The organism is Microbulbifer hainanensis, assembly GCF_014904735.1.
GTDB lineage: Bacteria > Pseudomonadota > Gammaproteobacteria > Pseudomonadales > Cellvibrionaceae > Microbulbifer > Microbulbifer hainanensis.
Genome location: NZ_JACZCR010000061.1, coordinates 1 through 11,201, shown reverse-complemented (window position 1 = coordinate 11,201; position 11,201 = coordinate 1). Strand labels below are relative to the sequence as shown.

The window sequence follows — 11,201 nt, the reverse complement described above, 5'->3', positions numbered from 1 at the left end:
CGCGAGTCAGCGCGGCAGTCAGGGTGGTTTTACCGTGGTCAACGTGACCGATGGTGCCCACGTTTACGTGGGGCTTGGAACGTTCAAACTTTTCTTTTCCCATTGCGAGCCTCCTAATATAGGGCGCGTCGGTAAGAGCGACCTATTTCCAGAACCAGAGCAACCGGGCAAACAGATACCCGGATACAAATAGCCGCAGGGACACCTGCCCCTGCGGCCATCAAAAATGGAGCTCATGGGCGGATTTGAACCGCCGACCTCACCCTTACCAAGGGTGTGCTCTACCCCTGAGCTACATGAGCACAATCATGCTTGCTCCGACATCCCACAGGATACCGGTGCGACAAGCAATCAATCCCGATCACTTGCCATGCGCCATTCCTGGCGACTTTCCCCACCTTACCCCACACAATAGTATGGAGCGGGCAGCGGGAATCGAACCCGCATCATCAGCTTGGAAGGCTGAGGTTCTACCATTGAACTATGCCCGCACGCGGGGAACCTCCAAGCAAAAGGCCTTCAACCTTCCGCTGGCGACACCTCTCGGCGTCTCAATATGGTGCAGGGGGGTGGATTCGAACCACCGAAGCTTGCGCGTCAGATTTACAGTCTGATCCCTTTGGCCACTCGGGAACCCCTGCTCGAAAGCGGCGTGTATTCTCTACACGGGCCGTCGCGCTGTCAACATTTTTTCCTTCAAATTCACAGACTTACCTGTGACACCTAAAGCAAAACAACGCGAGAGACAAAATGGAGCTGGCGAGAGGAGTCGAACCCCCGACCGGCTGATTACAAGTCAGCTGCTCTACCAACTGAGCTACGCCAGCACTGTCTCTACCACCCCGGAACCACATCGGCCCCGTAAGTGGAGGCGGGATTCTAGGGGATGTTATGCCGACAAGCAACCGTTGATCGGCGAGAAATTTTCCCGACAGCGAATTCCCCGCATCACAGCCTGGCAAGCTAGTCGGATTGCAGTTCGCTGCACAGGTTTTGCCGCCGATCCAGGTCCGGATACTCCACCTGCAACTGCGCCCAGAAATCGTCGGCGAGGCGCTCGACCTCCCCTGGCGGCAGGACGATCCAACTCTCCAGGTAGGTCTGCGGCTCTTCGCGGGTCTGCGCGGCGATATTGCGCTCGTGAAGTTCGCCGGCCAGCGATTCGGCACGCTCGCGCTCCGAGAAGATGCCAAAGGAAATGCCATTGGCGAGCGAGCCCTTGGGTATAACATAGCTGTCCACACCGGCACCCTGCAGTTCGCGGAGTTTACGGAACGCCTCGCGACGCGTATCCATCGGTGGCAGATATACCCAGTAGCGCATCTGACCCGCCATCTCGATGTCACGCAACTCGCCCTGTACCTGCAGGGCCTTCAGGCGCTGGACGATATCCTCACCCTGGTAATCTTCGGCAAAAGGTCCCAGCATGGTGCACAGTTGCCCGGGAGGGGGCTCCGCGGCCTGCGCCGGCTTTTTCTTCGTCCGGGGCAATTCGTCCGGGGACACCTCACTCAACAGGCGGATCTGCTCACCCCCATCAGACTGGGGTCCAGCCGGCATCGTCTGGGTGACGGTGACAGGAGCGTGGTCCGCAGTACGGAACCAGGCGTACAGACCGATATTGGCGAGCAGTAAAGCGAGAACTATCCAGCGCATATATCCGATTTAATTGTCAGTTATTGATCTAGTCAGGTGGTGCGGGCACTCGCCCGCTATGGATTACTGTGTGCCAGCCCGTCGAGCACCAGCTCCGGCACCAGCTGGTGCGGCAGGGTGCAGACCGAGGAAAAGAACGGGCCGTCACCACCGGTCAACCACAATAGTGGCTCGCCACCCCCTGCGGCCACCAGCATCTGGTAGGCGCGATCCACCGCACCCAACACCATCAAAGGCAGACCGCGATTGACCGCAGAGTCGGTATCCCGACCCGGCGCCAGCGACATGCCCGCCTCCAGGGCGTGGGGCACCTTGACCGCATCGGTGTCCTTGAACAGCGCCCGGCGCATCAGTTCAAGGCCGGGGAGGATATACCCGCCGAGATGCTGCCCACCATTATCCACCAGATCGAGCGTCACCGCGCTGCCGCAGTCCACAATCAGCGCAGCTCGTTGAATTCGCCGGTAGGCAGCCAGCACCGCCAACCAGCGATCCACTCCCAGCCGCGCGATGTCGCGATAGGCGCAAGTGACGCCGGCCCGGCGGGGTTCGACGCGGGCGAACTCCACTTCCAGGCCGAACCGGGCGTGGATGGCGTCTTGCAACATGGTGGCGACCGCGGCACCCGCGACGTTGGCTGCGCGCACCCGCTGCGGGCCCAGTTCTAGCCATTCGGGCGGCAGCTCGCCGCCGCGCAGCGCTTCCGTCGGTAGACTGCCACGCGCACGCACATCGGAACCTTGCAGCAGCCGCCATTTACCACGGGTATTACCCAGGTCGAGCTCCAGAATTGGCGCGGGCTCGCCCATCGCTACTCGACTCCCCGCAGCGACACTTCGCCACCATGGAATACGCGGCGGTCTCCGTCCACATTCAGGATTAGCGCACCGCTGTCATCGACACCGCTGGCAACGCCACACCACTCATGCTGCACCGAATGCAGCCGCACCTGCTGCCCGGCAAACTGGTCCAGTGCCTGCCACTCGTCGCGGTAGGCGGCAAATCCCCGCGCCGGGTAGCTCTCCAGCAGGGGTAACAATTCATTCAACATGGCCGCCGCCAGCAGGTTGCGATCAATCCCCGGGCGCACCGTATTCAGGTCGATCCACGGCTGATCGATGGCCGCGGCACTCGACTGGGGCAAGCCCACGTTGAGGCCGATTCCGACCACGACCGCACAGCGGTCGGTGAGGTCCCCGCTAAGCTCCAGCAACACCCCCGCCAGCTTGCGCCCGCGACACCAGACATCATTCGGCCACTTGAGGCGCACATCGGGCACATCGAACGACGCCAGCGCCCGTGCCAGTGCCACACCCACCGCCAGGCTGAGCCCCTCTAGCAACTGCACACCGCCGGCGAATTGCCAGCCAATAGACAGGTTGATACCACCACTGAAAGGACTCACCCAACTGCGCCCGCGACGCCCGCGCCCGGCGGTCTGCTGCTCCGCGAACATGGCGACACCGTGACCGGCGCCACGCTCGAGCATCCCCAGCACCTGGGCGTTGGTGGAGTCCACCTGATCACAGAGCACCAGTTCGCCGAGCAATCTCTGCGCCGCCGGCGCCAAAGCACCCTCAATGGTTCCGCGCTGTAGCAGGTTCAGCCCGCCGGCTAACCGGTAGCCGCGCCCCTTCACGGACTCCAGCGCGAGACCGAAGGGTTCGAGTTTTTGCAGCTGTTTCCAGACCGCCGCGCGACTGACACCGAGGGCGGTGCCCAGGGATTCCCCGGAGTGCACTTCGCCGTCGGCGAGCAGTTCCAGCACCGGGCGCAACTGCTGCAGTGCATTTTTTGCGGTAGACGTAGACAAAATCAGTTTTCCAAATAGCGCCGAAAATAGCGGTGGCCGAGACTGGTCAGGATCTCGTAGCCGATGGTGTTCGCATAGCCGCCGACCTCGTCGACAGTGAGCTCGGCGTTCAGCACCTGGATACTGGCGAGGGATTCGCGCTCCGCATCACTCAGCGCGCTGATATCAAATACCGTGGAATCCATGGAAACGCGCCCCACTATCGGCAGGCGACGTCCACAGGCCCAACCGCAGCCGCGACCACCCTGGGCGCGCAGTATACCGTCGGCATAACCGCCACGCGCAACTGCCAGCCAGCTGCCCGGCGATACAGCCTGGGTCGCACCGTAACCGACAAAGCGCTCATCACTGACATGGCGCTTCTGGATTACCGGCAGACTCAATTCCACCACCGGGCGCATCGGATTGGGCGCCCCCGGGGACGGGTTTATTCCGTAGAGCGCTGAGCCGGGCCGCGCAATATCGAAGTGGTATTCCGGCCCGAGGAAGATTCCGGACGAATTCGCGAGACTCAACTCCACCTTCGGGCACTCCGCGCGCAAGCGCTCGCCGGCGCGGCGAAAATCCCGTAACTGGGCGGCATTTTGTGGGTGCGCCGGCTCGTCGGCACAGGCGAGATGACTCAGCAGTATCTCGATATTGGCGGCCTGCAATAGCGCCCGATCGGCGAGCAGTTGATCGAACTCCTCGGCGGTCATACCGAGGCGTGTCATGCCCGAATCCACTTTCACCGCACAGGGCGCGGCAACCGCGGCGCGCTCGCAGGCGGCGACCCAGGCGCGCACTTGCGCGAGGGTGAACAGTGTCGGCACCAGTGCGCTGTGGGCACACTCCATCTCGAAGCCGGGACGCACGCCGGTCAGCACTACTATGCGGGCGTCGGTGCCGATCAGTTCACGCAGGCGCTGCCCCTCGCCCTCGGTGGCGACAAAGAAGTCGCGGCAACCGAGCCCGTACAGGACCGGCGCGACCCGCGCCGCCCCCAGGCCGTAGGCATCCGCCTTGACCACTGCGCCGCAACGACTGTCGGCACCGAGTCGCGCGCGCAGGTCGCAATAATTGTCGCCGAGGGCCTGCAAGTCGATGGTCAGCAGCCCCTCGCGGGCATCACCCTTCATGTCGAGTTCCATATTCAAATTGGCTTTCCGCTTCAATCAGACGGCATTCAGGAGTCGCTCACGCCGGAGTGCGCGAGCGCCGAGGGCAACCGCCAGAACTACCGGCACCAGGGTCGCCAGGGAGCCGGCCAGCACCCAGGGTAGCGACACCGCATCCCCCACCAACAGCGATTTCAGCCACTGCTGCTGGGCTACCAGCGGTACCAGCTGCCAGAAATGATCACTCAACTCCACCCGCGACATATCCAGTACCATCAGCAGTATGACCGGTGCCAGCTGCAGAATGCTCAACTGGGTCTGGGCATCCTTGAATGATTGCGAACGCAGCGCCAGCAGGATTTGCACCACCGCCACCAGCAGGGCCAGTGGCAACAACAGCAGCCCCATGGTGACGACCCCGGCTGCCGTCGTCGCCTGCTGGATACCGAGTTCTGCCAGCGGCATCAACGGCATCAACGCCACCAGCGCGGTGATCGCCAACAGCGAACCAAGCCAGCCCATACTGGCCACCGCGAGGGTTTTCGCGGCGATCACCTGCCAGCCGGGCAGAGGCTGCAATAGCAGTGTTTCCAGGCTCAGCCGCTCGCGCTCGCCCGCGGAGGTATCGACAGACGTCGCCAGACTGGCAACGAACAGGGTCAGTATCAGCAGACCCGGCACCATGGCCAGAATCATCGCGCCGCGGCTGGACGGCGTGCTGACATCCCGAACCTGCAATTTCCAGGGTACGAGCAGTTGCGGTGCTATGCCGCGGGCTACCAGGCGCTGGCCCGCAATCAGTTGCTGCAGCTGGCCGAGGCGCTCCTGCAAGTGGCGCTCTGCGCGCCCGGCACTGGCGGAGGAGCTGTCAACGTAGAGATACAGCTCCGGCGCGCGGAAAGACCGGTAGTCACTGGCGAACCCTTCACCGACCTGCAGCACCAGATCATAGCCGCCGGCGAGCAGCTGGCGTGGTTCCCCTTCCGATAGCGTTTCCACTTTTAGATCGGCGCTGCGCAATTGCGCCTCTAATAAAGGCGCATTGTCGACCCCCAGCAGGGCTAACCGAGTTTTTTCCTCGGTGTGCATTTTGACAAAAAAGATGGTGGAGCCGGCCAGCATCGCCGGGAACATCAGCGAAAAACAGATTGCCATCAACAGGGCGCGGCGGTCGCGCCAGGTCTCGAGTAACTCCTTGCGCAGCAGCGCCGCCATCTGTGCGGCGGAATAATCCGGTCGACGCATCATGCCGGCACCTCCTCGTTGGCGCGACGCGACTCGCCATAGGCGAGCGCCACAAAACTGTCTTCCAGGTTTGCACTGCCGGTCTCCGCAACCAGAGAGTCAGGGGTACCGTTCCCGACAATGCGCCCACCGGACATGATCAGCACCCGATCGGACAGCTCCGCCACTTCCGACATCACATGACTGGAGAACAGTATGGTCGCTCCCTCCGCGCGCAAACGCAGCAGTGTCCGCCGCAACAGCCGCGCCGCAAGCACGTCCAGCCCGCGCGTCGGCTCATCGAGAATCAGGTACGGCGGGCTGTGCACCAGGGCCCGCGCCAGGGAAACTTTCATGCGCTCCCCCTGGGAAAAGCCCCGCGTGCGTCGACGCCACAACTCCTCGAGTTCCAATTCGTCACGCACCGAAGCCAGCGCCTGGCGCAGCCCTTTCCCGCCCAGCCCCTGCATGCGGGCAAACAGGGTCAGGTATTCTTCTACCGTCAACCGCTCGTAGAGCCCCTCCCGATCTCCGACAACACCCAGCTGCCGCCGTGCGCCCATCGGGTTCTGCGCGACGTCGATTTCGCCCAGGTGCACCCGCCCGCTATCGGCGCGCAGCAACCCGGTGATGATTCTCAGGCAGGTAGTCTTGCCGGCGCCGTTGGCGCCCAGCAGGGAGGTAATGCGGCCGTCCGGCAGGTCGAAAGTGAGGTTCTCAAGCACCGGGCGACCGGCAAACCGCTTGCTGATCGATTCCACGCGGATCATAACTGCCCCCCCGCCTGTTGTGGCTGTGATTGGCTGTCGACTGTGACCGCGGGTCCATAGGCCGCGACCATGAAGGGCGGCCGCTGTATGTCGGCGACGCAGCTTTGATCCAGCGGTACGTCCGGCGCGTCGAGGAATTGCGCTATTAACTCCGGAATACAGCCACGGCGGGAATTGATATGGCCGCCACCGCGCACCACGAGGTCCTGTTTGTCGGACAGGTAGCCCAGCGCAGTGTGGGCGTAGACCGGCGGTGTGATCGGGTCCGCGGTCCCAGAAATCAACAATACCGGCTGTGCGCGTGGCTCCGGTGCACTGTAGGGCTTCGCCTGCACAGGCCAGGATTTGCACCCCGTGGCAAAGAGGTCGAAAAATGCCGAGCCGAGAAAAGTGCCGGCGCTGTCGCGGGCCACTTCTTCGGGCGTAATGCGGTTCAATTCCTCCGCACACGCGACAGAAAAAGTCAGCCCCATGGCCATGCCGTTGCTGCTGTGGGCAAACAATCCAGTCAGGCCGGATAGCGGCAAATAGTTGCCTCGACTCGCCTGATCCACTGCGTAGGGCAGCTGCGCGGCGGCCGCCGGGTCGTACAGAGCCGAGCGAATCGCATTGGCCAACGCCCAGCGCAGCATCGGCTCTTCGGTGGGTGCGCCGGTCAGCGCATCGGGAAATGTTCTCGCTCGGGTATCGTTCCAGTCATTTAGTAATTGCTGTAACTCGCCGCGCCAGTTTCCGAAGCGGGCGCAGCCGGAATCGGCCGCGCAGTCATCTGCGAGCTGCTGTAGCGCGTGCTCCGCGGCACTGGCAGCGAGAAAGACTTTGGTATCGATCGGCGCTACACCATCGAGCACCAGCGCGCGCAGTGATTGCGGATACCACTGCTGATACAGCAGCGCGGTACGCGTACCCCATGAGCCGCCCCAGAGTGCTATCTTGTCGTGCCCGAGAAAACGGCGCACCCGCTCCAGATCTTCAACTGCCTGGCGACTGTTCAGCTGCTCGGCGAACCCCGGGTGCTGCAGGTAGCACTCGGCCAGCTCGGCGGAAAACTGCTGTAGATCCGCCGGCATCTCCCGCTCGAAGCCGCAGTTGAAGGCGCCGGAGCGGCCAGCACCGCGCCGATCTACCATCACGATATCGTGCTCGCGGTTGATCTTGCGAAACGCATTCAGCAGGGGGGCCAGGTCGCTGGCAGCCTGTCCCGGCCCTCCGGCCAACAGGTATAGCGGTTCGCGGCCGCTGCTGTTTACCGCGGGCGCGACCATAACGGCGAGCCCTTCCCGGTTATCAGCTTCCCCGACCGGCACCCGGTAACACGCCAGGGAATCGCCCCAGCCGTCGAGATAGCAGCGCTTAGCGGTCGGCTCTTCCTGGGCCATAGTCACCGCTGTAGGGGTGGCAGCGATCATTAGAATCAAGCTTTTCAGCAGCCGTTGCATCCATTCCACAACACCGTCCTCACTTCTCCTGACAACGAACCGCCAGTCTATCAACTTTTCCCGGCATTGCCGCCCCGCGGCCCCATGCGACAGGACGCACTATTAGCGCGACGGGGCGCACAGTGGTAAGGTTCCGCTTTGCTTTCCCTATTCGATATTCCAATGAGCTTTTCAGACCGAGAAAAACAATTAATCCGAGCGGCCTTTGCCTGGGGCCAGATCACCCACAAGGAAGGTTTCACTCTCTCGGATATGGAAATCGAGAAGTCTGTACTGTTCCGGCGCCTGCTCGCCGGTCGCCCGCCGCTGGCCTTCCCGCCGCCCCTGCGTCACGGTTTTCCCTGGTACGAGGTTATCGAAGGACGCGGGGAACATGTGGTCAATGCGTCCGAAGCCTCACCCGAGTGCAGCATTATTGCCCCGGGCAGCAAGCCGGGTGACACCTGCATCCTGATCGACGGTGCCTTCTGGCGGGTGGTGGAAACCGTGCGTGAACGGGAGGAATACATTGTTGAATGGGGCCAGTACCCGATTCAATGGCGCCTCAAGAAGCACTGGGAAGTCAATTACGAAATGACCCAGCAGCTCAACAACTTCCGCAAAGACAACCCGGCCGCCGAACTAAATTTCGACAATCGACCGGGACAACGGGAATACAGCGAATTCCGTATCGACGACGAACAGACCGTCTGGCTCAGCGAATGGCAACTGAGCCGAATCGGCTTGCCGGGCTGGGTCTGGGTGGGAACCCCGATAGCGCTGGACGACGGTGTCCAGCTGTCGCCACTGTACCAGGATCAGCTCGGCCCACTGGTCATTGGCGAAGTCGACAGCAAACGCGGAATTGCATGGCTCCGTATCGAGCAGGTGGACGGGGAGTCCCGCTTTATCAAACTCGGCAACCAGCTGGATTACCAGGCGCTGGTCGCGGCGGCAATAACAGACTTTGAAACGCTACTCCACGGAATCGAAGGCGAGCTGCTGGAAGTGCTGGATTGGCGCGATGGCAAGCCACTGCGCCACTACGAAGTACCAATCCAGCTAGCCCCGCTGGAACAATTTGATCTGCGCGGGGAGAATTACGACCTGGTACCGGACAACGCCTACGCCGGCTGACCCCGGCGAGCCATTTACTCAGTCCACATCCCGGCCGCGGGCGGCACGCAACAGGCGGAACCACGCCTCCCGCGGCAACTCTTTTTCCAGCGCTGCGATACCACTGCTCAGGCGCTCGATCTTACCGCTACCAAGCACTGGCACCATCGATGAGGGATGCTTCAACAGCCACGCCAGTGCCAGCTGCTGGGGCGACATATCCAGCTCCTTCGACAGCCCTTCCATACACGCCTGTACACGCAATGCCGCTTCATCACTGCCGTTGAACAGCTCCCCCCCGGCGAAGGGTGACCAGGCCATTGGGATAATGTGATCTTTCTGGCAGTGGTCCAGCTGCCCGTCGAACATCGGCACGCTGTGTAGCAGCGACACCTCGATCTGATTAACGACCAGTGGTGCCTGCAGGCGCGAACGCAGCAGCTCCACTTGGTGCGGCAGGAAATTAGAGACACCGACAGCGCGGACTTTGCCCTCATCCACCAGCCTGTCCAGTGCGCCGGCGAGCTCGTCGGCATCCATCAGCGGATCCGGGCGATGGATCAACAGCAGGTCAAGTTGATCAACGCCCATCTTGCGCAAACTCGATTCGGCAGCGGCCATTACATGGACGGCGCCACTGTCGTAATGATTGAGTCCGTAGTCATTGCCACTGCCCATCAACTTGATGCCGCATTTGGAGACAATTTCCATTTTCTCGCGCAGCGAGGGACTCAGCTTCAGCACATCGCCAAACAACTGTTCACAGCGGTAATCACCGTAAATATCGGCCAGATCAAAAGTTGTTACGCCGCGCTCCAGCAGCTGCTCCAACAGTGCCAGCGTCTGTTGGGAAGAGTATTGCCAGTCCGCCAGGCGCCACAGGCCCATGGCAATCCTGGACAGGGAAAAGTGCTGATCGACACGGGATTGAATTCGCTGCATGGCAAGAGACTCTGTAGTGGTAGAAATCAGTCCGGCAGGCAGGGCCAGCCAGTTAATGGCACTCGAGGCGGCATTGTAAAGCTTTGCTGGGACACTGCCAGTAGCAAGTCTGAGGTCAGGGCACAGCTTCGACTGGCTTTAAATGAAGCGAACTCAACAGATCCATCGGTTACTCACAGAACCGATGGATAGAGCTGTGTATAACCATTGGACAGCCGCACTGGGGCCCATAACGGCGCCTCTTGCAGCCCACCGCATAAAAAAACATCGCAAAAACTCACTCGCTACTTTCCACGATTCATCGTTGATGCGGCCCGGCCTCGCCATCAATTTTGATAGAGACTGGCAGATTGGATTTCTCCTTTTCGGCGGTGGCATCGATCAATCAAAACTGAATTCAAGATCCTAAGCTACGTGCCTCAGGTCAGCTCCACTCCGGTGATTTATACACAGAGCCCCTCTTCCCCACAGCGAAATAGCTGAACATCTTATTACTCACAGAATTCTTGGACAGAGTTGTGAATAACTGCTGGATATCCAAATTGGGGCCCATGGTTACTGCATCTGGCGTGTCGTCTAAAAAAACGACGATCAAATAACGCCTTTTCTTATCGTGCCAGATCACAACTTTTTAGACGAAAAAAATTTTGTAAGCCATTCATTGTCAAGGATTTTTGGGTGACAGCAACAGTTCGCCGAAGTATTCCAGTAAGTGACAAGCGAGCAATACATCCGATGATGGAACTCCACTGGATTGAGTATCGATGATCGACATAGGAGGTTCTATTACCCACAGAAAGCTTGGATAGAGTTGTGCATAAGTTCGGGATAGAGGGTTTGAGTGGCGTGTTTATGCAGGTTCCGGCAGGCGCGCAAAAAAGCGACGGTAGGATTATGCGCATTTATCTCGACGTGACTGGAGATGGTTGACGAGAAATTCAGATGGGAAAGGGGGGAATTTTGGAAGGCGGCCATGAAGGTAAATGGGCGGAAATTGGAGCAGGACTAGAGTTTGGAATTGGGAGAAATCAGATAAGAGCTTGCGTGGGGGAGCAGAGTATTAGATCTCTTACAGTGCAGTATTAATTCACAAGCTTTGCAAATAAAAAGGGCCACCCGATTGGACAACCTTTCTTTAACTTAGTGGGCTGTATGCAGTGGCAGT

Annotated in this window: 10 protein-coding genes and 4 tRNA genes; 1 reads left to right on the top strand and 13 read right to left on the bottom strand. The window is 60.5% G+C overall.

Features of this window, described 5'->3' with window-relative positions:
• From IG168_RS20295 to IG168_RS20240, 12 genes are all read right to left on the bottom strand, one after another.
• On the bottom strand, positions 1-103 hold a 103-nt coding region (locus IG168_RS20295; protein ID WP_226877193.1), incomplete at its 3' end, for a GTP-binding protein.
• Positions 104-227: 124 nt separating this feature from the next.
• Positions 228-302 (bottom strand) — tRNA-Thr (locus tag IG168_RS20290).
• Positions 303-417: 115 nt separating this feature from the next.
• Positions 418-491, bottom strand: a tRNA-Gly gene (locus IG168_RS20285).
• A 66-nt stretch (positions 492-557) separates the two neighbouring features.
• Positions 558-641 (bottom strand) — tRNA-Tyr (locus IG168_RS20280).
• A gap of 110 nt (positions 642-751) precedes the next feature.
• A tRNA-Thr gene (locus IG168_RS20275) sits at positions 752-827 on the bottom strand.
• 136 nt (positions 828-963) lie between these two features.
• A complete protein-coding gene (locus IG168_RS20270) occupies positions 964-1,656 on the bottom strand; it encodes a hypothetical protein (RefSeq protein WP_193166429.1) in 693 nt (230 codons plus the stop codon).
• A 56-nt stretch (positions 1,657-1,712) separates the two neighbouring features.
• Positions 1,713-2,465 (bottom strand): type III pantothenate kinase, encoded by a 753-nt coding sequence (locus IG168_RS20265; RefSeq protein WP_193166428.1) that lies wholly within the window; start codon positions 2,463-2,465, stop codon positions 1,713-1,715.
• Between the two features lie 2 nt (positions 2,466-2,467).
• A complete protein-coding gene (gene birA / locus IG168_RS20260) occupies positions 2,468-3,469 on the bottom strand; it encodes a bifunctional biotin--[acetyl-CoA-carboxylase] ligase/biotin operon repressor BirA (RefSeq protein WP_226877190.1) in 1,002 nt (333 codons plus the stop codon).
• A gap of 2 nt (positions 3,470-3,471) precedes the next feature.
• Complete coding sequence (gene alr, locus IG168_RS20255) at positions 3,472-4,599, bottom strand: alanine racemase (RefSeq protein WP_226877192.1); 1,128 nt, start codon at positions 4,597-4,599, stop codon at positions 3,472-3,474.
• A gap of 24 nt (positions 4,600-4,623) precedes the next feature.
• Positions 4,624-5,814 carry an ABC transporter permease gene (locus tag IG168_RS20250; RefSeq protein WP_193166427.1) on the bottom strand — a complete coding sequence of 397 codons (1,191 nt, stop codon included), beginning with the start codon at positions 5,812-5,814 and terminating at the stop codon, positions 4,624-4,626.
• Complete coding sequence (locus IG168_RS20245) at positions 5,811-6,560, bottom strand: ABC transporter ATP-binding protein (RefSeq protein ID WP_193166426.1); 750 nt, start codon at positions 6,558-6,560, stop codon at positions 5,811-5,813. Before IG168_RS20245 ends, IG168_RS20250 begins: the two co-directional genes overlap by 4 nt.
• Positions 6,557-7,999, bottom strand: coding sequence for an alpha/beta fold hydrolase (locus IG168_RS20240; RefSeq protein ID WP_226877191.1), 1,443 nt, complete (start codon positions 7,997-7,999; stop codon positions 6,557-6,559). Before IG168_RS20240 ends, IG168_RS20245 begins: the two co-directional genes overlap by 4 nt.
• Positions 8,000-8,161: 162 nt before the next feature.
• Between IG168_RS20240 and IG168_RS20235 the strand changes: the two genes are divergently transcribed.
• Positions 8,162-9,115 (top strand): hypothetical protein, encoded by a 954-nt coding sequence (locus IG168_RS20235; protein ID WP_193166425.1) that lies wholly within the window; start codon positions 8,162-8,164, stop codon positions 9,113-9,115.
• An 18-nt stretch (positions 9,116-9,133) separates the two neighbouring features.
• Here the strand turns inward: IG168_RS20235 and IG168_RS20230 are convergent, their stop codons facing one another.
• Positions 9,134-10,036, bottom strand: a complete 903-nt coding sequence (locus IG168_RS20230) for an aldo/keto reductase (RefSeq protein ID WP_193166424.1) — start codon at positions 10,034-10,036, stop codon at positions 9,134-9,136.
• Positions 10,037-11,201: the final 1,165 nt, after the last annotated feature.

Excerpts from the sequence above, each read along its gene's own strand:
- IG168_RS20230 (WP_193166424.1), bottom strand. The coding sequence starts at position 10,036 with ATGCAGCGAATTCAATCCCGTGTCGATCAGCACTTTTCCCTGTCCAGG.
- alr (WP_226877192.1), bottom strand. The coding sequence starts at position 4,599 with ATGGAACTCGACATGAAGGGTGATGCCCGCGAGGGGCTGCTGACCATC.
- IG168_RS20240 (WP_226877191.1), bottom strand. The coding sequence starts at position 7,999 with ATGCAACGGCTGCTGAAAAGCTTGATTCTAATGATCGCTGCCACCCCT.
- IG168_RS20265 (WP_193166428.1), bottom strand. The coding sequence starts at position 2,465 with ATGGGCGAGCCCGCGCCAATTCTGGAGCTCGACCTGGGTAATACCCGT.
- IG168_RS20250 (WP_193166427.1), bottom strand. The coding sequence starts at position 5,814 with ATGATGCGTCGACCGGATTATTCCGCCGCACAGATGGCGGCGCTGCTG.
- IG168_RS20270 (WP_193166429.1), bottom strand. The coding sequence starts at position 1,656 with ATGCGCTGGATAGTTCTCGCTTTACTGCTCGCCAATATCGGTCTGTAC.
- IG168_RS20245 (WP_193166426.1), bottom strand. The coding sequence starts at position 6,560 with ATGATCCGCGTGGAATCGATCAGCAAGCGGTTTGCCGGTCGCCCGGTG.
- IG168_RS20235 (WP_193166425.1), top strand. The coding sequence starts at position 8,162 with ATGAGCTTTTCAGACCGAGAAAAACAATTAATCCGAGCGGCCTTTGCC.